This is a genomic window from Citreimonas sp. (genome assembly GCF_042096055.1).
In the GTDB taxonomy this organism is placed as follows: Bacteria; Pseudomonadota; Alphaproteobacteria; order Rhodobacterales; family Rhodobacteraceae; genus Citreimonas.
Map to the genome: position 1 here is coordinate 10,748 of NZ_JBELMH010000014.1, position 22,734 is coordinate 33,481.

Below are 22,734 nucleotides of genomic sequence, written 5' to 3' on the forward strand. Positions count from 1 at the left end.
CGGTGAACATCGACGTCGACAACTGCGCCCACCAGGTGATCCTGAAGCTGGAATCGATGGGCCTGATCGCGGGTCACTAGAAAACTGGCGCATTGGACTGTCGGATCGCGGCGACTTCCCGTTTGACCGGACGGACGATCAAGGAAACGAAAAGGCCGGGCATGAAGCCCGGCCTTTTTGCATTCGTAGCGCGCCGCGTCAATGGACGGTGACCGGTGCCAGATCGTTCTGCCTAGCCAGCACGAAGGCCAGCTTGCGGTCGCGCACCAGCGCCAGGCGCTGGCCTTCGGAATCGTGCACCGCATAAAGCGTTTTCAGTCCGCCCACCTGTTCGCGCACGTCCTCGGGCAGATCCTCGGCCTTGACGGACCGGACGTAGACGGTGCGGCCCTCGTCGAGCTGGGAAAGATCGTACTTCGTGTTCATACCGTTACCCTTTCTTGATCTGGATCGTCTGAACGACGGTTTCGGGACGGCTGAGCGTGAGATCCACGTGCAGCAGGCCATTCTCGATCATCGCCTCGCCCACCTCGACGCCGTCCGCCAGCACGAAGCTGCGCTGGAACTGCCGCGCGGCGATGCCGCGATGCAGGAAGACACGCGTCTCGCCGTCCTCGCGCTGCCGGCCACGGATCACCAGTTGGCGGTCCTCGACGGTGATCGACAGGTCGCGCTCGGCGAAACCGGCCACGGCCAGCGTGATCCGATAGGAATGGTCCGAGGTCTGCTCGATGTTGAAGGGTGGATAGCCCTCGCTGGACTTCGCCGTCCGTTCCAGAAGGCGTTCCAGCTGCTCGAACCCGAGCATGTGAGGATAGGACCCCAAGGTCAGTTTGGTCATCGACATGTCCTTTGGCAAAGCGACCGTCCGATGCGGCCCCTTCCGGCGACCGCCCAAGAAATATGGGTTTGCCTCGGATTGTGCGCAAGGGCTTTGCGCAGGGCGGCGGATTCGCTATCCTGTGGCTCCCGGCCTGCCCGGGACTGGAAAGGGCTTGGAATGAACGCGCCGTCCGATATCTCGATGAAATCCGACGAGGTGCTGCGGGTCGAGCTCGAATGGCTCAAGCGCGAGCACCGCGACCTCGACGATTCGATCCGCGCGCTGCAGGCCGGATCCACAGCGGACCAGATCACGCTTCAGCGGCTCAAGAAGAAGAAGCTGATGCTGAAGGACAAGATCGCCCTGATCGAAGACCGCCTGACCCCCGACATCATCGCCTGAGCGCATCCGCGCGCCGATTGCGCGGCGCGGCCGGTCCGCTATTGTGCGCCGGAGGCAGGGCGAAAGGGTAAGGAATGGCAAGCGACGAGGCCGTCAGGGTCGGAATCATCATGGGAAGCCAGTCCGACTGGCCCACCATGCAGGAAGCCGCCGAGGTTCTGGACGAACTCTCCGTCGCCTACGAGACGCGCATCGTCTCGGCCCACCGCACGCCGGACCGGTTGTGGGAATACGGCAAGAGTGCCGTCGATCGCGGTCTGCACGTCATCATCGCGGGCGCCGGGGGCGCTGCACATCTGCCGGGAATGATGGCCTCGAAGACGCGCGTCCCGGTGGTCGGCGTTCCCGTGCAGACCAAGGCGCTGTCTGGGGTCGACAGCCTCTATTCCATCGTGCAGATGCCGCGCGGCTTTCCGGTGGCGACCATGGCCATCGGCGCGGCTGGGGCGAAGAACGCGGGCCTGATGGCGGCGGGCATCCTGGCGTTGCATGATTCCGCGCTGGCAGCGCGCCTCGACGCGTGGCGCGCCGCGCTGGCCGACTCGATCCCCGACGCGCCCGAGCGGTGACGCCGCCGGGGTTTTTGCGGCGCCGCCCTTGCCCCCGCCTTAAGCCCGGGCCATCAGGGGCAAGGCGCTGCGGAGACACCCCATGACACTGGAACCCGGATCCACCATCGGCATTCTCGGCGGCGGGCAACTGGCCCGCATGCTGTCGGTCGCCGCCGCGCGGCTGGGGCTGCGGACGCATGTCTACGACCCCGATCCGGCCGCACCCGCGGGCGTTGTCTGCCACCGCCGGACTATCGCCCCGTTCGACGATGCGGACGCGCTGGCCGCCTTCGCGCGCGACGTCGCCGTGGTGACCTACGAGTTCGAGAACATCCCAACCGCCGCGCTGGACGCGATCGAGGCGATCCGCCCGATCCATCCCGGCCGCGAGGCTTTGCGCACCAGCCAGGACCGGTTGGTCGAGAAGCGGTTTCTGGCGGATCTGGGCTTGGCCACGGCGCCCTTCGCGGCGGTGGACGATGCCGCCTCGCTTGACGCCGCGATCGCCGAGATCGGCCTGCCCGCGATCCTCAAGACCCGCCGCATGGGCTATGACGGCAAGGGGCAGGCACGCCTGAACTCGGCCGACGATGCCGTGCCGGCGCTAAAAGCGATGGCCGGCGCGCCCGCCATCCTCGAGGGCTTCGTCGACTTCTCGATGGAGATTTCGGTGATCGCGGCGCGCGGACTGGACGGCCGTGTCGCCGCCTTCGATCCCGGCCTGAACGAGCACCGCGACGGCATCCTGCGCCGCAGCACCGTTCCCGCGCCGGGCCTGCCTGCGCGGCTGCGCACCGATGCGGTGCTGCTGGCGGGCCGCATCCTCAACGCCCTCGACTATGTCGGCGTGATGGGGGTCGAGTTGTTCGTAACGCCGGGCGCACTGATCGTGAACGAGATCGCGCCGCGGGTGCACAATTCCGGCCACTGGACCCAGAACGGCTGCGCCGTCGATCAGTTCGAACAGCACATCCGCGCCGTGGCGGGCTGGCCGTTGGGTGACGGCGCACGCCATTCCGATGTGGTGATGGAGAATCTGATCGGCGACGACGTGGACCGCCTGCCCGACCTCGCGCGCGAGCCGGGCTGCGCGATCCACCTTTACGGCAAGGCGGAAACCCGGCCCGGCCGAAAGATGGGGCACGTCAACCGGGTAACGCGGCGCGCCGAATGACGCGCTGCCGCACCGGCGGTCAGAGCAACCCGTTCTTGCGAAACAGCGCCGGCAGGGACGCCTCGGGGCGCGGGCCCATGTGGCCGATCACCTCGGTCGCGGCGACGACGCCCATGCGGCCGGCGGTCGCCATGTCCGCGCCCGTCGCCAGCCCGTAGAGGAACCCGGCCGCGAACTGGTCGCCTGCGCCGGTGGCGTCCACCGGCACGATCCGCGTCACCGGCACGTCGATCCGCTCGCCCTTGCTCATGATCGTCACGCCGTCGCCCGAGCGCGTGCAGATCACCAGGTCGCAGATCGACGACACGGCCTTCAGGTCCGCCTCGAGATCGTCGTTGCGGTAGAGCGAGCGAATCTCGTCCTCGTTGCCGATGACGTAGTCCATGTCGTTCTCGATCAGGCGCAGGAAATCCTCGCGGTGCCGCTCGACGCAGAACGGGTCGGATATCGCGATGCCGGCCATGCCGCCGCCCTTGTGGCAGGCGCGAGCGGCCTTCAGGAACGCCTCTTTCCCCTTGTCCTTGTCGAAAAGATAGCCTTCGAGGAACACGGCTTCGGCGTTTTCCAGAACCGCCTCGTCCACGTCGTCCGACGACAGCTCGGCCGAGATGCCCAGATAGGTGTTCATCGACCGCTCGCCGTCGGGCGACACGAAGATCATGCAGCGCGAGGTGGGCAGTTCGCCGCCCTCGACCGGCGGGTTCGTGAAGGCGATGCCCTCGTTCGTCATGGCCGAGGAATAGAACACGCCCAGGTCGTCGTCGGCCACGCGCCCGATGAAGGCGGTGCGCGCGTCGAGGTTGCCGAGGCCCGCGATCGTGTTGGCGACCGACCCGCCGGGCGTCTGCACGCGGTTGCCCATGGCGGCGTAGAGCTGCTGGGCGCGATCCTGCTCGATCAGCTGCATGATGCCCTTCTCGATGCCCATATCGCCCAGGAACGCATCGTCGGTGCGGGTGATCACGTCGACCACGGCGTTGCCGATGCCGACCACCTGGAATTTCTTCATGCTGTCTTGTCCTCGAATTGGCAAAGGTCGCGTATCACGCACACGTTGCATTTCGGTTTCCGCGCGACGCAGGTATACCGGCCGTGCAGGATCAGCCAGTGATGCGCGTGGGTCTGGAAGTCCACCGGCACGTTGTCCTCGATCGCGCGCTCGACCGCGACCACGTCCTTGCCGGGACAGATGCCGGTACGGTTGCCGACGCGGAAGATATGCGTGTCGACGGCCTGCGCGGGATGCTTCCACCACATCGACAGCACGACGTTGGCGGTCTTGCGACCGACGCCGGGCAGGCTCTCCAGCGCGGCGCGGGAATTGGGGACCTCGCCGCCGTACTGCTCGACGAGGATTCGGCTCAGCTTGATGACGTTCTTCGCCTTGTTGCGGTAAAGCCCGATGGTCCGGATGTGCTCGATCACGCCCTCTTCGCCCAGGCTGAGCATCTTTTCAGGGGTGTCGGCCACGGCGAACAGCTTGCGCGTCGCCTTGTTCACGCCCGCGTCGGTGGCCTGCGCCGACAGCGCGACAGCCACCACCAGCGTGAAGGCGTTGACGTGCTCCAGTTCGCCCTTGGGCTCGGGCTCGACCTCGTGGAAGCGGGTGAACACCTCGCGCAGGGTCGCGTAATCCATCTGCTTGGCCATGGGCCCTTATTGCCGCCCGCGCCCCGGATCGCAACGGCAACGCGCGCCGCGCGGCCGAAGGCGCAGGATCCGGGTCGCGCGGATCACGCTGCTCGCCTAATCTGGGCCCGAGCGAAAGGAGCGAGCCATGCCGAAGGACGACATGCAGCCATACCATTACGGCGTGATGCGCCGCGCGATCGACGCGGTCGACCGTCTGGGCCCGCAGGCGACCCTTGAAGAACTGGCCGCCGAGCTGTCGATGAGCGCCGCGCATTTTCAGCGCCTGTTCTCGGCCTGGGTCGGCGTGTCGCCCAAGCGCTACCAGCAATACCTGGCGCTGGGACATGCCCGCGCGCTGCTGGCCGCGCGGCACACGACGCTGGAGACCGCGCAGGCAGCGGGGCTTTCGGGGCCAGGTCGTCTGCACGACCTCTTCCTGCGGTGGGAGGCGATGAGCCCCGGCGACTACGCCCGCGGCGGCGGCGGCCTGACGATCCGGCACGGCATGGCCGACAGCCCGTTCGGCCCGGTGCTGGCGATGGCCACGGATCGCGGGTTGTGCGGCCTGGCCTTCACCGCCGAGACCGGCGAGGCCGCGGCGATGGAGGACATGCGCGCGCGCTGGCCCGCGGCAACCTATGTCGAGGATCCGCAGGCGGTCGGCCCCGCCGTCGCCGCGGCCTTCGCCCCGCGCGGAGACGGCCCGGACCTGCACCTGATCGGCGGGCCGTTCCAGATCAAGGTGTGGGAGGCGTTGCTGCGAATCCCGTCGGGACAGGTCACGACCTATTCCGACATCGCCCGCGCGGTGGGAAATCCGCGGGCCGTGCGCGCCGTCGGCACGGCGGTGGGGCGCAACCCGATCTCGTTCCTGATCCCCTGCCACCGCGCGTTGCGCCGCGACGGCGCGCTGGGCGGCTATCACTGGGGGCTGCCGGTCAAGCGCGCCATGCTGGCGTGGGAGGCCGCGCGCGACGAGGCCTGAGCGCGTCCGCCCGGTGGAACTAGACAGCATGAGCAGGGGTTTGCCGATGGCGGAGGCGCTTGTTATCGCATGACGAGCCATTCCACGTTACATCGGAGTCGAGGCCAGCACGGCCACGAACAACAAGAGGCAACCATGATCCGCTCCAGCAAGACGTTCATTCTTTCTCTCGCCGCCGTCGTCGGCATCGCCGGTTGCACCACCGGCCCGATGGGCGACCCGAACAACCCGAACCGCCAGGCCCAGCAGGGCGCGCTGATCGGCGCCGTGGGTGGTGCCATCGCGGGCCGTGCCGCAGGCGGCAGCGACGTGGGCGAGCGTAACCGCGCGACCGTGGCAGGCGCGCTGGTCGGGGCCGGCGTCGGCGCCGCCATCGGCAACCGCCTCGACCGTCAGGAAGCCGAGCTGCGCGCACAGCTGGGCAACAACACCGCCATCCGCAACACCGGCGAGCGGCTGATCGTGACCATGCCGCAGGACATCCTGTTCGCCACCGACAGCGCCCAGCTGCAGCCGCGCCTGATCGGCGATCTGCGGACCGTCGCGGACAGCCTGCGCCAGTACCCCGACACCTCGGTCCAGGTGATCGGCCACACCGACAACACCGGCTCGGCGTCCTACAACCTCGACCTGTCGCAGCGCCGCGCCAGCGCCGTGTCGTCCGTCCTGGTGTCCGAGGGCGTGTCCTCGGCACGGATCCGGACCATCGGCCGCGGCGAGGATCAGCCGATCGCGTCGAACCTGACGCCGGAAGGCCGCGCGCAGAACCGCCGCGTCGAGATCGTGATCCTGCCCAACGTCTGATCCGGCATGGACGGGCCGCGCCCGTCCCGTCGATCAGCGCAAAGACGCACTGCCGCCCCCGGTCCATGCCGGGGGCGGCTTCGTTTTCCGGCACTGGATGCGGAACCGTTCGGCGGTCATGACCCCGGATTGGGCGGCCGCTAGACGCCCGTCCCCTTCACCACCACCCGCACCGTGCGCGCCATCAGGGCGAGGTCGGTCCCTATCGACAGGTCGCGCAGGTACTGCGTGTCGAAATCCGCGCGCTGGACGAAGCTCGATTCATTGCGCACGGAGGTCTGCCAGTATCCGGTGATGCCCGGCCGCAGGGCGTAGTACGCGGTGCCGGGGTAAATAGAGGTCTGGCTGACCATCATCGGGCGCGGGCCGACCAGGCTCATGTCGCCGCGCAGCACGTTCCACAATTGCGGCAACTCGTCGAGCGAGGTCGCGCGGATGAGCCGGCCGATGCGCGTGATGCGGGGATCGTGCTCCAGCTTCTGGCGGGGGTCCCATTCCGCGCGCGCCACCGGGTTGTCGGCCAGGTACGCCTCGAGCAGACGATCGGCGTTCGGCACCATCGAACGCAGCTTCCACATCCGGAAGGACCGTCCGTGCCGCCCGACCCGCAGCTGCCGGTAGAAGGGCGACGCGCCGTCGCGAATGATGACAAGGCACAGGACACCCAGAACCAGCACCGTGGGCAGCGCCGCAAGCAGGACCAGCACGATATCGAGACCCCGCTTGAGGTACACGCGGTAGATCGTGGCAAGGCGGCTGGCGACCGAGACGGGCGCGAACAGGTCGTCGATCTCGCCGGGGCTGACGGGGGGGCGCACGTGCACTGTCACTGTGACCTCCTCGAAGTCAGCTTCCGGCGTGGCAGGGCTCTGCAGTCGGCCCGGCCGGTCATCCGGCGGCGCGAAACTCCGGCACAGGCTGGGAACAGCGTGGCCCGGCATCGCTCCGCCATACGCAGCGGCAACAGCTCGGGCCGCCGAGGGAAATGGTTCAAAAACAAATCTCTACGTCTCTCGACAGGGCCGAATATGCTGTTCCGCCCGTACGGCGGTCAACGCCGTTTGAGGGACCGCAACCAAGAGGAGAGTGCCGCTGCGGCGGACGTCGAACGTCCCCCGGCGGCGGGGTTCTGGGCTTCGAGCCGGCTCGCTCGGCGGTCCCAAGGAGAGCGGCGAAGCGGCGCCGGAAACCATTCCAAGGGCGCGGAACCACGTCCGATCCCGTCCGCAAGACAAACCGGAGGGTGCGCCGAGACTGTTTCCGGATTTATCGAAAGGGCGCCCCGCTTTCGCCGTTTCGGGCTGGCGACTTCGGCGGATCAAGAAACAATTCGGGCGCGCGTTTCAATCGGCGGTGCGTCCAAATTCGGCCGCGCTTGGGTCCAGACCGAGGACGTTTCGCTTCCGAGCCATCCGACTTGCACTCGCCTAGGTATAGTCGGCGCATTCACGCAATATTACAGTCGTGATCGCACCGGTCTGCCAAGCGCCGCCACCGACCGAAATGCCCGAATCATCACGCCCCCGCGTGTTGCGCCGGACCCTGTGCGCGCGTATGTCGCCTTCACCTTGTCCACGCCTCCGGAGCCGACCGTGACAGTCCATCTTCACCAGCAGGATCTTCCCGAAGGGCTGGACCTCGGCCGTGCGGTCGCGATCGATTGCGAGACGATGGGCCTGGACCCGCACCGCGACCGGCTGTGCCTGGTGCAGCTGTCGGCCGGCGACGGAAATGCGCACCTGGTGCAGATCGCGCGCGGGCAGGATGCGGCGCCGAACCTGTCGGCGCTGCTGACCGACGAGAGCGTCACCAAGCTGTTCCACTACGGCCGCTTCGACATCGCCGCCATGCACAACGCCTTCGGCGCGCTGGCGCGGCCGGTCTACTGCACCAAGATCGCCAGCCGGCTGGTGCGTACCTATACCGACCGCCACGGCCTCAAGGCACTGACATCCGAGCTGTTGGGCGTCGACATCTCGAAGCAGCAGCAATCTTCGGATTGGGGCGCCGAGACGCTGACAGACGCGCAGCGCGACTATGCCGCCTCGGACGTGCTGTATCTGCACCGCCTCCGCACGGTTCTCGACGGGATGCTGGCGCGCGAGGGGCGCACTGATTTGGCCCAGGCGTGCTTCGACTTCCTGCCGACCCGCGCGCTGCTGGACCTCGAGGGCTGGCCCGGCACGGACATCTTCGCCCATGTCTGAGCGCGGCGAGAGGTAAAGGCGGCATGCGCATCGGGGTCTATTCGCGCATCGTCGCTTGGCTGAAAATCCTTCTGCCGCTCGCGGCGCTGGCCCTGCTGTCGACGCTGTTCCTGTTGTCTCGCGATACCCAGGACGCCATCGCGCCCGAACTCGGCGCCCGCCTGGCGGGCGACGGCGACACCCGCGAACAGGTGCGCGGCCCCTCCTACGCCGGCGTGACCGAGCGCGGCGAAACCGTCAGCGTCGTCGCCCAGACCGCCAGGCCCGAAGCCGACGGCGCGGTCGTGGCCGAGACCGTGACCGCGTTGGTGACGCTGGACGACGGCTCGAAGATCGAGATGATGGCGCCCATCGCGCGGCTTTCCGAACGCGACGACGAGGCGCGGCTGGAAGGCGGCGTGCGGTTCAGCAGCACGTCCGGCTACAGCTTCGAGACCGAGGGCCTGGTCGCGCGGCTGGACGCGGTCGAAGGCCGCTCGCTGGGTCCGGTCCGGGGCGAGACGCCTGCCGGCACGATCGAGGCGGGCGGCATGACGATCGCTCCGGGGGCGTCCGCCGACGACGTGCAACTGGTCTTCACCGAGGGCGTAAAAATGGTATACGTCCCGCAATCCGAACGGGAAACGCCATGATCCGACGACTGATGCTTGCCGCGACGCTCGTGGCGTTCCCCTTCGTGGCTTCCGCCCAACAGGTCGCCTTCGGCTCGATGCAGCAGGACACGTCGGCACCGGTCGAGGTGACCGCCGACCAGCTCTCGGTCAGCCAGTCGGACGGCACGGCGACCTATTCCGGCGACGTGGTCATCGTGCAGGGCGACATGCGGCTGGCCGCACCGCAGGTTCTGGTCGTCTACTCCGAACAAGCCGGCCGCATCGACCGGCTCGAGGCGACGGGCGGCGTGACGCTGGTCAGTGGCGAAGAGGCCGCCGAGGCCGAGCGCGCGGATTACGACATCGAGGGCGGCACCGTGACCCTGTCGGGCGACGTGCTGCTGACGCAGGGCGACAATGCGCTGACCGCGCAGTCGATGGTGGTGGATCTCGACACCGGCATGGCCGAGATGTCCGGCCGCGTGCGCACCGTGCTGCAACAAGAGCCCGCCGCGCAGGACCAGCCATGAGCGCCCCGGCCTTCACGGTCACCGAGGGCCAGAGCGGCCTGCGCGTCAACCACCTGCGCAAGAGCTATCGCAAGCGCGTGGTCATCCGCGACGTGACGATCAGCCTCGGCCGGGGCGAGGTTGTGGCGCTGCTGGGGCCGAACGGCTCGGGGAAAACGACGTCGTTCTACGCGATCGCCGGGCTGGTGAATCCCGAGGGCGGGCAGGTGCTGATCGACGGGCAGGACGCGACCTACCTGCCGATGTACCGGCGCGCCCGCATGGGCATCGGCTACCTGCCGCAGGAGATGTCGATCTTCCGCGGCCTGTCGGTCGAGGACAACATCGCCGCCGTTCTCGACATCGCCGTGCCCGACGGCCGCCGCCGGCGCGAGCGGCTCGAGGAACTGCTGGGCGAATTCTCGATCGAGCATCTGCGCCGCGCGCCCGCCATGGCGCTGTCGGGCGGCGAACGGCGTCGGGTCGAGATCGCCCGCTGTCTTGCGTCCGATCCCAAGTACCTGCTGCTGGACGAGCCCTTCGCCGGGGTCGACCCGATCAGCGTGGGCGATATCCGGCATCTGGTCTCGGACCTGCGCAAGCGCGGGATCGGCGTGCTGATCACCGACCACAACGTGCGCGAGACGCTGGAGATCGTCGACCGCGCCTACATCCTGCACGACGGCCAGGTGCTGATGTCGGGCACCCCCGACGAAGTCGTGCGCAACGAGAACGTGCGCCGGGTCTACCTGGGCGATTCCTTCCGCATCGGTTGAAACCGCGCCTTCGCCATGACGTGGTTTCGATTGACAGGCCCGGCGCTTCTCCCCTCAAATGTCCTCATGACGACGCGCCGCGCTGTTTCGAGGAACCCTGATCCCGGCGTTTCCGGGGCCGTACCGGTTATAGCACGCGCGCCGCAACGTCTCTCCCAGGCCTGACCCGAACAACGGCGATCCGCGTCCCTCCGGACGCGGTGACCTGGGGTCGGACGGCAAAGAAAAGGACCTACCATGCGCTACCAGATCACGGGCAAGCAGATCGATGTCGGCGAGGCACTCCAGACCCACGTGACGACCGAGCTTGGGTCGGTGCTCGAGAAGTACTCGCAGCGCCCGACCGACGCGACGGTCGTCTTTTCCAAGAGCGGTCACGAATTCGTCTGCGAATCGACGGTGCACCTGTCCAGCGGCCTGAACGCCGCGGCCAAGGGCCACGCGACCGAGATCTACGCCGCATTCGACGCCTGTGCCCAGAAGATGGACAAGCAGTTGCGCCGCTACAAGCGTCGTTTGAAGGACCATCACAAGGATCGCACGGAACCGGTTGAAGTGTCCGGAGCGTCCTCTTATATCCTCGCCTCGGAACAGGACGGCTCGGATGACTACAACGAGCCCGAGACGCTGCAGCCTATCATCGTCGCCGAGATGCAGACCCGCATCCCGTCGCTCTCGGTGGGCGAGGCTGTGATGCAGATGGAACTGGCGGGGGCCCCGGTCCTCGTCTTCAGGAATGACAAGAAGGACGGGGTCAACGTCGTTTATCGCCGCGAAGACGGCAACATCGGCTGGATCGACCCGTAAACAACCCGGTGCCGCCCCCGCGGGGGCCGTGACCGCCCTTCTACAAGTGACGAGATTGCCATGAAGTTCGTTGATCTGGTGAAGCCGGAAGCGGTCAAGCTTCTGGGTTCGACCTCCAGCAAGAAGCGCCTGATGCACGACATCGCCGACCTGGCGGAGTCAGCCTACGGCCTGAACGCCGACGCCTCGGTCGAGGCGCTGGTCGAGCGCGAGTCGCTGGGCCCCACCGGCGTCGGGCACGGCGTGGCGCTGCCGCACGCGCGGCTGCCCGGCCTCGACACGGTGATCGGGGCATTCCTGCTGCTGGAAAAACCCGTCGACTTCGACGCGATCGACCGTCAGCCGGTGGACATCGTGTTCGCGCTGTTCGCGCCCGAGGATGCCGGCGTCGCGCATCTCAAGGCGCTGGCGCTTGTGTCGCGCTCGCTGCGCGACCCGTCGCTGTGCGCCAAGCTGCGCGCCAACCGCGATGCGAGCAAGCTCTACACGATCCTCACCGAAAGCGAGGCGGTCAAAGCCGCCTGAGCCACTGGCCCGTCAACCGCACGCCCCGCCCCGTTCCCACGCGGCGGGGCGTTTGCGTTCAGGGCACGTGCCCCCAATCGTCGAAGCCGAAGGTGATATAATCGCGCGCATAGGCGTCGCGGGCCAGCGCCTCGATCCGGTCGTCGTAGATCTGTGCCAGCGAGTACGGCGCGCGGGTGGCGACGGCCTCGGGGTCCGGCGGTGCGGCGTGTCCCGTCTGCATCGCCAGCGCGGGCAGGTAGGCGGGCATCTCCGCCTCGCGCACGATCATGTCCGGCAGCGCGAACTCGGCCATCCCCTGCAGGCACTGCGCCTGCGTGGCCCAGTGCCCGTCCAAGCGGATCGCGGTCTGCCCGGCCAGGTTCGCCTTCACGAACTCCAGCCATGCGGTGAAGGCCGCGCGGTGCGCGTCGACGCCGTATCCCTCGTCCGGGGCGCCTTCGGGGATGGGCAGATCATGGGCGCGGCGCAGCGTGCGGCGGATGCCGAGGAACGCGCCTTCGTCGGTCGACAGGATCCGCGAACAGAATGCGTCGTGCGCGCGCGCCAGCGGGTGACGGATCACGGTGAAGCTGCGAAACCCGGGCCTGTCGCGCATCCATTGGCGCAGTCCGGACTGGCGGAAACCGCCGATCAGCGCGCCCTCGTCCACGCCGTCGAGCGCGGCCAGCCAGCGCCGCACGGCGGCCTCGGGACCCGAGCGGATCGGCATGTAGAGAAGCGGCGTGCGCGCGGCGGCCAGGTAGGACGGCACGACCGGTCCGCGCCGCGGCTCGAAGTTCGGCGTGCGGTGCAGGTTGAACCGGTCCAGCCGCGCCAGCGCGCGCTCCATCTCGTCCGCGTTGGCGACCTTGTCCCGCGCGGGCTGCGGGTTCTGGCGTTTCAGCCCGCCGTCGAGCGCCTCGAGCTGCGACGCGACGCCGAGCCATTGTGCAAGGCCGTTCATCACCGCGACGTCCTGCAGGTCCTCGTAGGCGACGTGGAACGCGGTCTGCCCGCTGCGCTGCAGGGCGCCCGTGATCTGCACCTGGAAAGCCTGCAGCGCCTCCATGTGCGCCTCGAATTCGGCCGCGTCGAAGACCGCCAGCGCGTCCTTGCGGCGCTTGACGTTGGTCAGCTTCCACTGCCCGGTCGCCTGCGCGATCTTGCGGCTGACATAGCTGTCCAGCGGGTTGCGCGTCAGCACGATCTTGGCAATGCGCGGATCGTCCAGCAGCGTCTGCAGGATGCGCGGATCGTGGTCGTGGAAGTAGCGAAAGCCGCCGAGTCCCGGTTCGTCGCGGATACGCTGCAGCAGCGCGTGCGGGTCGCGATCACGCGTCTTCAGGTCAATCGACAGCACCGCGTCCCGGTTCGGGTAGCCCACGAAATGCGGGTTGAACGCCTCACCGTGGCAGGTCACGCCGTCGAAGGCGTTCAGGTTCGCCTCGAGGAAGTTCGATCCGGTCCGCATCTCGGCGAAGACCACGAATGCGTCGAAACGGTCGGTCATGAGGCGACGTAGCGGCGGGGTTGCGCCTGTCGCGGCGCGGCGGCCGGAAGAAGCGGGAAGTCCCCGGTCAGGTACGGGTCCATCCCGGCATTGCGCAGGCGCTGAAGGAACGCGCCGAAATCGTGCGGGTCGACGGGCGCGGGCGGCTTCGGGCGATCGGCGGTGTCGCGCCAGCCGATCTCGGCCGCGACGGCCTCGAGCGTTTCCTCGGGCGCCTCGAGGTACTGCGCCATCGTCTGGATCCGCACCCGCGCCTTAACGTCGGGCGCGCGCAGCGTCTCGATCATCGACGCCTCGGCCCGTTGTATGGCGGCGGCGCGGGCGCGCACGGCCTCGAAGGGCGCGCCCGCGCGCCACAACGGCACCGCCCAAGCGCCCGAGACGACCGAGATCCGCGCATTGGGGTCGCGCGCCATGTGCCACAGGATGTCCGGCGTGTCCTCGGGGCCGTAGAGGAAGCAGTGCGTGACCCCACGCATGTTCCACAGCAGGTTCGTGAGGAAGGCCTTGGGATTGTAGTCGCGCAAGCGCGCGTCGTCGGTCAGCGCGCCCGGCGCGACCGCCTCGCCCCCGGCGAAATGCGCGCGATCGGGCGCGTAGAGGTGGCCGTGGACACAGGCGCCGGTGGCCTTGGCCAACCACGGACGAAACCCGTCGTGCAGCGCGTCGAACCCGTGGAACACGGCGTAGCGCCCGGCGGTCGCGCCGTTCTCGAACCCGTGCTGCGGGAAGCGGCTTTGCATGTAGAGCCCGGCCCGCCCCCGCAGCCGACGGTCGACCGCCCTGGCGAAGACGCGGTCGATCTTGCCCGGTTGCGGGTCCTGCCGGTCCGAGTTTGCCGGAGCATCGCCCAGGAACGCGTCGTACAGCCGATCCGCGCGTGGCCAGATCTTGCGCGCCACGAAGCAGTCGGACCGGCGCAGCAGTTGCAGGTGGTCGTCGTAGAAGATGTGCGGCTTGCCCTGGAAATCGAACTTCGACAGCGTCAGCGACCGCGCCTCGATCTCGGACGCGTAGAGGCGTGCGAGGCTTTGTAAGTAGCTTTCGTCGGGAATCCAGGAACGGCGGAAATAGGCGTCGTGGGCGCGGCGGTGGGGGCTGTCGAGGATCGCGCGCAAGGTCCGCGCGGTCAGGCACCACCACTGACTGCCCATGTGCGGCACCACACCGCGCGGCGGGCGGCGGCGGATACCCAGCGCGCGCTGCCCCGCCACCAGCGCATCGAACAGAGGCTTGTTCCGGCGCCAGGACACCGGGAAGTACAGCGTGAAGCGTTCGCGATCCAGCCCTCCGACCGTCCAGGGCACGTCGGCGGTGGTGGCGCTTTCGATGAAATCGGTGTCCGGGCGGCTGGCGAGATGGTCCAGCAGGTCCGGGACCGGCCGCAGCGGCAGGCAGGCGCCCGAGGCGAGGTAGACGTGCCGCACGTCGTGCCGGCCGAGCATCATCGTCGCGGCATCGAGCGTCGCGGCGACCAACCCCCACGTCCCCCATTCGCAGCGATGACGAGATGAGAACGCAATATCGGGCAGATCGGACAGGTCGGCCCGGAACGCGTCGAACCGGTCGTCGGGCACCTGCCGGTCGACGTGGATCACCACCGGGCAGCCCGCCTTCGCCCAATGCCGCGCCACCTGCGCCGCGCGGTCCAGCGCGGTGTGGACCAGCATGATCACGCCCATGCTCATGCCCAGTTGCCCTTCGACATCAGGCCGAGGATCTCGAGCTGGCGCCAGTTGATGTACTTCTCGGAGTACCGACACCACAGGTCGGCATCGCCATCCAGACCCTCGGCGTAGGCGATGTATTCACGGCTGTCGCCGTAATGCTGGCGCCGCTCCAGCTCTTCGCTCGCCTTGGCGCGGAAGGTCGGCAGGAACTTGGTGTGCAGCAGCACGCCGCTCGACTTCTCGCCGCCGAGATCGTCGAAGACCAGGTTCAGCCCCCGCGGCAGAAGGTTGTGGGTCGAGCTGGCATAGACGTAGTGGCGCTGCCAGCGCACCAGCGGGATCTTGTTGAGCGCGGGCGCCCGGCCCGGCTGGTCGCGAAAGAACGTCCGCGCGCGCGGACCGCCCTGGATCCACAGGTTGTTGTAGCCCCAGTTGCGACTGATCGTGTAGTTGCCCGCGTCGAACCATTGCAGCACCTCGAGCGGATCCTGACCGGACCGGTACTCCACTGCGCCGATCGGTCCCTTGGGATACATGTCCAGCAGCATCGCCGGAAAGGCCTTGATCCCGCAGCTGTCCAGCCAGTCCGTCAGGCCGGCCAGCGGGCGCGTGTCGCAGAACGGGTAGACCAGCAGCTCGTCCGGGTCGACGGTCAGGGTCCAGTGCCCGTGGCCGTACTGCCTCAGCAGCGCGTTCATCCAGTCCATGCCGAAGCGTGACGTCCGGTAGCTGCCGCGCGTCGACCAGAGCGAGACGTCCCGCTGCCCCGCGAGGTAGTCGGGCGATCCGTCGTCGCTGTCGTTGTCGACGAACAGGAAGTGGTTCGCGCCAAGCGCGCGGTAGTAGTCGAGGAACCAGGGCAGGCGCGCCATCTCGTTGCGCTGGGTCGAGAAGACGAGGATGTCGTCCGGGCGGATATCGGCGGTGCGGTCGGCGACGGGGCGCAGCTCGTGCCGCTTGCGCAGGGCGCGCACGCGCAGCCGCTTGCGCCGCAGCCGCATCCGGTACGAATCCCAAAGCCCCATTGTCGCGCGTCCTGCCTGTCCGACCGTTTCGGCCTGCCGCCCTGCCCAGCGGATATCCGCCGAGTGTAGCCGAGCGCCCCTAAAGTGCAAGAAGATGGTTTCGACCGCCTTTACGGCGTCAATCCTGCCACGCCCAAGCGCGCATTAGGCCCAGCTCGGCCAGCTGCTCGGGGCCTTCGTACTGGCACGAAGTCGGGCACCACAGCTCGGGGCGACGGGCGATGCGGTCGTAGTAATCGCCGAAGGCAGCCGGCGTGTGGAAATGCTGCGCGCGGCGGCGCTCGTGCGCCGAGCGGGGGACGATGTCCGGCAGGAACTTGGTGTGCAGCAGCACGCCCGAGGGCTGGCTGCCGCCCGGACCGTCGTACCACGCGTTCATGTCGCGCGGCAGCATGGCGTGGGTCGAGTTGACGTAGGCCATGCCACGCCGCCAGCGCACAAGCGGCAGCTTGTTGAGCGTCGGCGCGCGGCGCGGCGCGTCGGCGAAGAACACCCGCGCCCGCACGCCCCCCTGCACCCAGAGGTTGCCCGCCGGGCTTTGGCGTTGAACATCGTAGGGCCCCGCGTCAAACCAGCCCAGCGCCTGCACGGGATCGGGGTCAGGTACCGCTTCGCCCAGCCGACCGCGCGCGTAGAGGTCGAGCATCAGCGCCCCGAAGGCCGGTCGGCCGACCACTTCGAGCCACACGGTCAGGTCGCGCAGCGTGCGGGTTTCAACGTCGGGATAGACCAGAAGCTCGTCCGCATCGACGGTCAGGCACCAATGCCCGTGGCCGTGGCGGGTCAGCAGCCAGTTCAGCCAGTCCGTGCCGAAGCGCGAGCCGCGGTATGACGCATCCGTGCGCCACAGCGAGACGTCTTGCTGCGCGCCCAGGTAATCTGCGGATCCGTCGTCGCTGGCGTTGTCGACGATGAGGAAGTGAGCGATGCCGAGCGCGCGGTAATGCTGCAGGAAATGCGGCAGGCGGGTCTGCTCGTTGCGCAGACAAGCGAAGCCCAGGATTGCGCCCGGGCCGGGAATGGGCCGACGCGTAACGGCCTGCAGCGCGTGGCGTGCGCGGAAGGCGCGCCACACGGCACGCCTCCGCTTCCATCGCAGCCTGTAGGCATCGAGCGGCGTGATCGGTGGTAGGGCGGCCTTCGCGGGCGCGCTCGGCACCATCAGCGCAGGGCGATCACTGCGCCGCGCGGCGGGTGGTCATGACCTCGTCGATATAGGCCTCGAGATCGTCGCGCAGCTCGTCGCGCGCGAGGCCGAACGCCACCGTCGCCTGCAGGAAGCCCGACTTCGAGCCGCAATCGAAGCGCTGGCCGTTGAAGCGGAAGCCGTAGACGCCTTCGCCGTCGATTTCCTTGGCGATGGCATCGGTCAGCTGGATCTCGCCCCCGGCGCCCTTTTCACCGGACGCGAGGTTGCTCAGGATCTTCGGCGTCAGGATGTACCGCCCGATCACCGCAAGGTTCGACGGAGCCTCTTCCGCCTTGGGCTTCTCGACCATGCCCTTCACGGTCACCATCGCGTCGGTCTGCTGGTCGACGTCGAGGATGCCGTAGGACGAGGTCATGCTGCGCGGCACTTCCATCGCGGCGACCATGTTGCCGGTGCTGCCGTTCTCCTCGTAGGCGTCGATCATCTGCTTGAGGCAGGGCGTGTCGGCGGCGATCACGTCGTCGGGCAGGATCACGGCGAACGGTTCGTCCCCGATCAGCCGGCCGGCGCACCAGATCGCGTGGCCGAGGCCCAGCGCCTTGTGCTGGCGGATATAGGCGATGTCGCCGGATTCCATGTTGGTGGACTGAAGCACCTTCAGCAGCTCGTCCTTGCCCTTGGCGCGCAGCTCTTCCTCCAACTGCGGAGCATGGTCGAAGTAATCCTCGAGCGCGCCCTTGCCCCGCGACGTGACGAAGATGAACTCGGTGATCCCGGCCTCGCGGGCCTCGTCGATGGCGTATTGCACCAGCGGGCGATCGACCAGGGTCATGATTTCCTTCGGCACGGATTTCGTCGCGGGAAGGAACCGCGTGCCCAGGCCGGCCACCGGGAAAATCGCCTTGGTCACTTTCTTATGCATGATCGCTCCGTTTCGACTCCACTGACACTCGGATGTTGGCACCCGCACCCGCCCTTTGCCAGAAGTTGTGTGCATTTATTGCGACACCGCGCGGCGAGGGGCACATTTAATGAACGTGGGAATGGCTTGCGTCGTTCCCTCTGGTCGTCCGCGCGCGCCGGGTTCCGTCGCGGCGCGCGGCCGCTCGTGCGACCGCGGCGCTTCGGGCGGCTCAACCTTTCTGCAGCGCGACACCCGGAGCGTAGGCGATGAAGAACGGATTGGCAAAGCCGGTCTTGCCGTAGACCAGCGGCGTGTGATCGTCGAACCGCACGACGTGGCCGCCGGCGCCGGCCAGCACCGCGTGCCCGGCGGCGGTGTCCCACTCCATCGTGCGGCCCAGCCGGGGATAGAGGTCGGCCTCGCCGGTCGCGACCAGGCAGAACTTCAGCGACGATCCCGCGCTGCGCATGTCCTTGACCGGGTAGCGCGCGATGTAGTCGTCGGTCGCTTCGTCGCGGTGGGATTTCGAGGCGACGACCATCAGACCGGCCTCTTCGTCCGGCGTCGAGACGCGGATCGGCCGGGTCTCGCCCGGCGTCTCGGGGTCGAACGGACCTTCCTCCTCGACCGAGTGGCCGACGCTGTCGGTGTAGAACATGCGGCCCTTGGCGGGGGCGTAGACGATGCCGCGGACCGGCGCGCCGTCCTCGACCAGCGCGATGTTGACGGTGAAGTCGCCGCGGCGCTTGATGAATTCCTTTGTGCCGTCGAGCGGGTCGACGATCAGGAACCGCGACGCCGTGATCTCGTGGCTGGCGGCCTGTTCCTCGGTCACCAGGGCGACGTCCGGGAACGCCGCGCGCAGCCCTTCCGAAATCAGCGCGTCGGCGGCCTCGTCCGCCTCGGTCACCGGGCTGGCATCGGCCTTGAGGTTCACGTCGAAATCCGCCGCGTCGTAGATCTGCATGATGCGGTCTCCGGCCTCTATCGCGAGGCGGCGCATGACGGGCACAAGTTCTGAATAATTCACTGCAATCTCCTTAGGCGCCGGCGGATTCATTGATTTGAAGGCACGCCCCCCTTATGGTCGCCGCATGCCGGAACGGCAAGCGCGCGCAAGGCCTGCGAAGCCGTTGGGCCACGGCCGTGCGCGGCACCGCCTATTGGAGCAGCGGGTGATGTTTCACAAGACAGCGCCACGGTCGCGCCTGGGGTCGGGCCTCTACACGGCCGAGCTGATCTACCACAACTCGGTCCGCGCGGTGCGCAAGTCGCACGGCAACGCCTTCATGGCGATCGCGACGAACGTGCTGCAGACGGTGATCTTCGTGCTCGCCTTCTACTTCATGTTCGTGATCCTGGGCATCCGCGGCGCCGCGATCCGGGGCGACTTCCTGGTCTACATCATGACCGGCGTCTTCCTGTTCATGACCCACACCAAGACGCTGTCGGCAGTGGTGGGCAGCGAGGGGCCCGCGAGCCCGATGATGCAGCACGCGCCGATGAACACCGCGATCGCGATCGCGTCGGCGATGGTGTCGTCGCTCTACATCCAGGTGCTGTCGCTATTCGTGATCCTGTTCGTCTACGACGTGGCCTTCAATCCGTTCGTCCTGCAGGAGATCCACGACCCGATGGGCTGCATGGCGATGCTGCTGCTGTCGTGGTTCTCGGGCGCGGCGATCGGGCTGGTCCTGCTGGCGGCCAAACCCTGGGCGCCGACGGCGGTGGGTATCGTGTCGACCGTCTACCAGCGGGTGAACATGATCGCCTCGGGCAAGATGTTCGTGGCCAACACGATGCCGGGCTACATGCTGGCGATGTTCGACTGGAACCCGCTTTTCCACACGATCGACCAGGCGCGCGGGCACGCCTTCGTCAACTACAACCCCCGCAATTCCGATTGGGAATACGCGCTATGGGTGTCGATCGTGCTGATCATGGTCGGCCTGATGGGCGAGTTCTACACGCGCAAGCACGCCTCGGCGAGCTGGAGCGCACGGCGCTGATCCGCCGCCCGAGCCCGCTTTCCCGCCCGGGGCCCGGCTGGTAGGATTGACCCGTTCCGGAACGGGAGGTTCGTCATGCTTCGCTTTGCCCTTGCCCTGCTGCTGCTGGCGTCACCTGCCTTCGCGACGCAGGACCGCTGGCCCGCGCTGTTCGACGTGTCGGGCGTGGCGGCCGACGACGTGCTCAACATCCGGGCCGAGCCCAATGCCGGCGCCGAGAAGATCGGCGACTTCGCCCCCGACGCCCGCTCCATCGAGGTGATCGCCCCGAACGAGCGTCAGGACTGGGGGCTGGTGAACGTGGACGGCCGCACCGGCTGGGTGTCGCTGCACTACATGGTGCGCCAGCCGGGCCAGTGGCTGGGCGCGCCCATCGAGACCGTGCAATGCGCGGGGACCGAGCCGTTCTGGTCGCTGACCCGCCGCGGTGACACGGTCACGTGGTCCACGCCCGAGGCCGAGACGTCCGGCACGGTGACAACCCCGCTCGACACCATCGCGCGGCGCGACATGTCGGGCGTCATCTACCGGCTCGAAAGCGACACGCGCGATCACCTGGCTATGACGCTCGAGCGCTGCAGCGACGGCATGTCGGATTATGCCTACGGAATCCGCGCGATCCTGACCCGCGACCTGGACGGCGCGCCCGAGATGTTTGGCGGCTGCTGCTCGCTCGACGTGGACTAGGTCACGACACGCAGCGTCAGGTTGATCCGCCCGCTGTCGGGCAGCAGCGTGGACGAGCCGAACCGGATCCGGTCGACCCCATGATGGCGCAGCCGCGCCTCGCCGCCCATGACAACCACGTCGCCGGATTTCAGCCAGACCGATTCCGTCTTGCCGCCGCGTTCCACGTTGCCCATGCGGAACAGCCCCTCGTCGCCCAGGCTGACCGACACCACCGGCTGGCCGAAATCGGCCTCGTCCCGATCCTGATGCAGGCCCATCCGTGCGCCCTCGCCATACCAGTTGATCAGGCAGCATTCGGGCGCCCGGTCGCTGCCCGACACCGCGTCCCAGATCACGCGGACCGCGTCGGGGATCGGCGGCCAGGGCTGCCCGTCGGGATGCGTTTCGGAATAGCGATAGCCCTTGCGGTCGGTGATCCAGCCATACTTGCCCGCGGCGCTCATCCGCACCGACATGGGCCGGCCCCGCGGCGTGACGGGCCGCACCAGCGGCGCCTGCGCCAGCACGCCACGCAGGTCCTCGACCAGCGACTCTTGCGCCGCGCGGTCGAGAAACTCCTGGTGGATGACGAATCCGCGTCGTTCGATCATGCTGTCCGGCCTCCGAAAATGCCTGGAATTGACGAAATCCAACCGCCCCCGGCGCTTGCAGGCCCAAGACGCCCCTCCTATATACCCTCCGAACGTCGCGGGCCTACCCGGCCTGTGCTTTCGCCGGGGCTGGATGCCGCAACGGGTCCGCACGCCTCGGGCCATCGCCTCAAGACCAGAAGGGATCGAAACATGTCTAAAGTGATCGGTATCGACCTCGGCACGACGAACTCCTGCGTGGCCATCATGGACGGCTCCCAGGCCCGCGTGATCGAGAACTCGGAAGGCGCGCGCACCACGCCGTCGATCGTCGCCTTCACCGAGAACGAACGCCTCGTCGGCCAGCCGGCCAAGCGCCAGGCGGTCACCAACCCCGAGAACACCATCTTCGGCGTCAAGCGCCTGATCGGTCGTCGCAACGACGACCCGGATCTCGCCAAGGACCGCAAGAACATGCCGTTCGAGGTGATCGACGGCGGCAACGGCGACGCATGGGTGCGCGCCCGCGGCGATAAATATTCGCCCTCGCAGATTTCCGCCTTCATCCTGCAGAAGATGAAGGAAACCGCCGAGAGCTATCTTGGCGAAGAGGTGACGCAGGCCGTCATCACCGTCCCCGCCTACTTCAACGACGCCCAGCGTCAGGCCACCAAGGACGCCGGCAAGATCGCGGGCCTCGAAGTGCTGCGCATCATCAACGAGCCGACCGCCGCCGCGCTGGCCTATGGCCTCGACAAGAAGGAAAGCCGCACGATCGCCGTGTACGACCTCGGCGGCGGCACCTTCGACGTGACGATCCTCGAGATCGACGACGGCCTGTTCGAGGTGAAGTCGACCAACGGCGACACGTTCCTCGGCGGCGAAGACTTCGACATGCGGATCGTCAACTACCTGGCGGACGAGTTCAAGAAAGAGCACGGCACCGACCTGACCAAGGACAAGATGGCCCTTCAGCGCCTGAAGGAAGCCGCCGAGAAGGCCAAGATCGAGCTTTCGTCCTCGAGCCAGACCGAGATCAACCAGCCGTTCATCTCGATGGGCTCGAACGGTCAGCCGCTGCACATGGTCATGAAACTGACCCGCGCCAAGCTGGAAAGCCTCGTCGGCGACCTGATCAAGGGCTCGCTGAAGCCGTGCCAGGCCGCGCTGAAGGATGCGGGCCTGTCCACCTCCGACATCGACGAGGTCGTGCTGGTCGGCGGTCAGACCCGGATGCCCAAGGTGTTCGAAGAGGTCACCAAGTTCTTCGGCAAGGAGCCGCACAAGGGCGTCAACCCGGACGAGGTCGTCGCCATGGGTGCGGCGATCCAGGCCGGCGTGCTGCAGGGTGACGTCAAGGACGTGGTCCTTCTGGACGTGACGCCGCTGAGCCTCGGCATCGAGACGCTGGGTGGCGTGTTCACCCGCCTGATCGAC

26 protein-coding genes are annotated in these 22,734 nt (G+C 67.7%); 14 read left to right on the top strand and 12 right to left on the bottom strand.

Annotated features, from left to right (window positions below; translation table 11 throughout):
• Positions 1-198: 198 nt before the first annotated feature.
• Together ACFDTC_RS05335 and ACFDTC_RS05340 are read right to left on the bottom strand one after the other, a co-directional pair.
• Entirely contained in the window at positions 199-426 is a 228-nt protein-coding gene (locus ACFDTC_RS05335) for a DUF1150 family protein (protein WP_375257840.1), read from the bottom strand.
• Between the two features lie 4 nt (positions 427-430).
• Positions 431-841, bottom strand: a complete 411-nt coding sequence (locus tag ACFDTC_RS05340) for an Hsp20 family protein (protein WP_375257841.1) — start codon at positions 839-841, stop codon at positions 431-433.
• A 159-nt stretch (positions 842-1,000) separates the two neighbouring features.
• Between ACFDTC_RS05340 and ACFDTC_RS05345 the strand changes: the two genes are divergently transcribed.
• The 3 genes from ACFDTC_RS05345 (at position 1,001) to ACFDTC_RS05355 (ending at position 2,950) form a co-directional block, all read left to right on the top strand.
• Complete coding sequence (locus ACFDTC_RS05345; protein ID WP_375257842.1) at positions 1,001-1,225, top strand: YdcH family protein; 225 nt, start codon at positions 1,001-1,003, stop codon at positions 1,223-1,225.
• Positions 1,226-1,299: 74 nt separating this feature from the next.
• On the top strand, positions 1,300-1,794 hold the full coding sequence (gene purE / locus ACFDTC_RS05350; protein ID WP_375257843.1) for a 5-(carboxyamino)imidazole ribonucleotide mutase: 495 nt from the start codon (positions 1,300-1,302) through the stop codon (positions 1,792-1,794).
• A gap of 82 nt (positions 1,795-1,876) precedes the next feature.
• A complete protein-coding gene (locus ACFDTC_RS05355; RefSeq protein WP_375257844.1) occupies positions 1,877-2,950 on the top strand; it encodes a 5-(carboxyamino)imidazole ribonucleotide synthase in 1,074 nt (357 codons plus the stop codon).
• Between the two features lie 19 nt (positions 2,951-2,969).
• On the opposite strand, the gene ACFDTC_RS05360 is transcribed toward ACFDTC_RS05355, so the two are convergent.
• Positions 2,970-3,959, bottom strand: a complete 990-nt coding sequence (locus ACFDTC_RS05360; protein ID WP_375257845.1) for an adenosine kinase — start codon at positions 3,957-3,959, stop codon at positions 2,970-2,972.
• Complete coding sequence (gene nth / locus ACFDTC_RS05365; RefSeq protein WP_375257846.1) at positions 3,956-4,600, bottom strand: endonuclease III; 645 nt, start codon at positions 4,598-4,600, stop codon at positions 3,956-3,958. Before nth ends, ACFDTC_RS05360 begins: the two co-directional genes overlap by 4 nt.
• A gap of 127 nt (positions 4,601-4,727) precedes the next feature.
• On the opposite strand from nth, the gene ACFDTC_RS05370 reads away from it, so the two are divergent.
• Complete coding sequence (locus ACFDTC_RS05370) at positions 4,728-5,567, top strand: methylated-DNA--[protein]-cysteine S-methyltransferase (protein WP_375257847.1); 840 nt, start codon at positions 4,728-4,730, stop codon at positions 5,565-5,567.
• A gap of 135 nt (positions 5,568-5,702) precedes the next feature.
• Entirely contained in the window at positions 5,703-6,371 is a 669-nt protein-coding gene (locus tag ACFDTC_RS05375) for an OmpA family protein (RefSeq protein WP_375257848.1), read from the top strand.
• Positions 6,372-6,511: 140 nt separating this feature from the next.
• On the opposite strand, the gene ACFDTC_RS05380 is transcribed toward ACFDTC_RS05375, so the two are convergent.
• The gene (locus tag ACFDTC_RS05380) at positions 6,512-7,195 is read right to left on the bottom strand and encodes a sugar transferase (RefSeq protein WP_375257886.1); all 684 of its coding nucleotides are present in this window, start codon (positions 7,193-7,195) and stop codon (positions 6,512-6,514) included.
• Positions 7,196-7,963: 768 nt separating this feature from the next.
• Here ACFDTC_RS05380 and ACFDTC_RS05385 point away from each other — a divergent pair.
• The 6 genes from ACFDTC_RS05385 to ACFDTC_RS05410 all read left to right on the top strand — a co-directional run bounded on the left by ACFDTC_RS05385 (position 7,964) and on the right by ACFDTC_RS05410 (position 11,788).
• Complete coding sequence (locus ACFDTC_RS05385; RefSeq protein ID WP_375257849.1) at positions 7,964-8,578, top strand: ribonuclease D; 615 nt, start codon at positions 7,964-7,966, stop codon at positions 8,576-8,578.
• Between the two features lie 23 nt (positions 8,579-8,601).
• Positions 8,602-9,210, top strand: coding sequence for a hypothetical protein (locus ACFDTC_RS05390; RefSeq protein WP_375257850.1), 609 nt, complete (start codon positions 8,602-8,604; stop codon positions 9,208-9,210).
• On the top strand, positions 9,207-9,701 hold the full coding sequence (gene lptA, locus ACFDTC_RS05395) for a lipopolysaccharide transport periplasmic protein LptA (RefSeq protein WP_375257851.1): 495 nt from the start codon (positions 9,207-9,209) through the stop codon (positions 9,699-9,701). The genes ACFDTC_RS05390 and lptA overlap by 4 nt, the downstream gene beginning before the upstream one ends.
• Entirely contained in the window at positions 9,698-10,456 is a 759-nt protein-coding gene (gene lptB / locus ACFDTC_RS05400; RefSeq protein ID WP_375257852.1) for an LPS export ABC transporter ATP-binding protein, read from the top strand. The genes lptA and lptB overlap by 4 nt, the downstream gene beginning before the upstream one ends.
• A 237-nt stretch (positions 10,457-10,693) precedes the next feature.
• A complete protein-coding gene (gene hpf / locus ACFDTC_RS05405) occupies positions 10,694-11,263 on the top strand; it encodes a ribosome hibernation-promoting factor, HPF/YfiA family (RefSeq protein WP_375257853.1) in 570 nt (189 codons plus the stop codon).
• Positions 11,264-11,323: 60 nt separating this feature from the next.
• Positions 11,324-11,788, top strand: a complete 465-nt coding sequence (locus tag ACFDTC_RS05410; protein ID WP_375257854.1) for a PTS sugar transporter subunit IIA — start codon at positions 11,324-11,326, stop codon at positions 11,786-11,788.
• A 58-nt stretch (positions 11,789-11,846) separates the two neighbouring features.
• On the opposite strand, the gene ACFDTC_RS05415 is transcribed toward ACFDTC_RS05410, so the two are convergent.
• The 6 genes from ACFDTC_RS05415 to cysQ form a co-directional block, all read right to left on the bottom strand.
• Positions 11,847-13,280 (bottom strand): nodulation protein NodH, encoded by a 1,434-nt coding sequence (locus tag ACFDTC_RS05415; RefSeq protein WP_375257855.1) that lies wholly within the window; start codon positions 13,278-13,280, stop codon positions 11,847-11,849.
• Entirely contained in the window at positions 13,277-14,968 is a 1,692-nt protein-coding gene (locus ACFDTC_RS05420; protein WP_375257856.1) for a beta-1,6-N-acetylglucosaminyltransferase, read from the bottom strand. Before ACFDTC_RS05420 ends, ACFDTC_RS05415 begins: the two co-directional genes overlap by 4 nt.
• Complete coding sequence (locus tag ACFDTC_RS05425; protein WP_375257857.1) at positions 14,965-15,975, bottom strand: glycosyltransferase family 2 protein; 1,011 nt, start codon at positions 15,973-15,975, stop codon at positions 14,965-14,967. The genes ACFDTC_RS05420 and ACFDTC_RS05425 overlap by 4 nt, the downstream gene beginning before the upstream one ends.
• Positions 15,976-16,093: 118 nt before the next feature.
• A complete protein-coding gene (locus ACFDTC_RS05430) occupies positions 16,094-17,137 on the bottom strand; it encodes a glycosyltransferase family 2 protein (RefSeq protein WP_375257858.1) in 1,044 nt (347 codons plus the stop codon).
• A 13-nt stretch (positions 17,138-17,150) separates the two neighbouring features.
• Positions 17,151-18,047, bottom strand: coding sequence for a UTP--glucose-1-phosphate uridylyltransferase GalU (galU, locus tag ACFDTC_RS05435; protein WP_375257859.1), 897 nt, complete (start codon positions 18,045-18,047; stop codon positions 17,151-17,153).
• Between the two features lie 211 nt (positions 18,048-18,258).
• Positions 18,259-19,059, bottom strand: a complete 801-nt coding sequence (cysQ, locus tag ACFDTC_RS05440) for a 3'(2'),5'-bisphosphate nucleotidase CysQ (RefSeq protein WP_375257860.1) — start codon at positions 19,057-19,059, stop codon at positions 18,259-18,261.
• Between the two features lie 148 nt (positions 19,060-19,207).
• On the opposite strand from cysQ, the gene ACFDTC_RS05445 reads away from it, so the two are divergent.
• Together ACFDTC_RS05445 and ACFDTC_RS05450 are read left to right on the top strand one after the other, a co-directional pair.
• Entirely contained in the window at positions 19,208-20,038 is an 831-nt protein-coding gene (locus ACFDTC_RS05445; RefSeq protein WP_375257861.1) for an ABC transporter permease, read from the top strand.
• A gap of 75 nt (positions 20,039-20,113) precedes the next feature.
• The gene (locus ACFDTC_RS05450; protein WP_375257862.1) at positions 20,114-20,725 is read left to right on the top strand and encodes an SH3 domain-containing protein; all 612 of its coding nucleotides are present in this window, start codon (positions 20,114-20,116) and stop codon (positions 20,723-20,725) included.
• Here ACFDTC_RS05450 and ACFDTC_RS05455 read toward each other — a convergent pair.
• A complete protein-coding gene (locus tag ACFDTC_RS05455) occupies positions 20,722-21,318 on the bottom strand; it encodes an alpha-ketoglutarate-dependent dioxygenase AlkB (protein ID WP_375257863.1) in 597 nt (198 codons plus the stop codon). The two genes, ACFDTC_RS05450 and ACFDTC_RS05455, sit on opposite strands and share 4 nt — an antisense overlap.
• A 192-nt stretch (positions 21,319-21,510) precedes the next feature.
• On the opposite strand from ACFDTC_RS05455, the gene dnaK reads away from it, so the two are divergent.
• Positions 21,511-22,734, top strand: a 1,224-nt coding sequence (gene dnaK, locus ACFDTC_RS05460; protein WP_375257864.1) for a molecular chaperone DnaK, incomplete at its 3' end; no start/stop codon positions are given.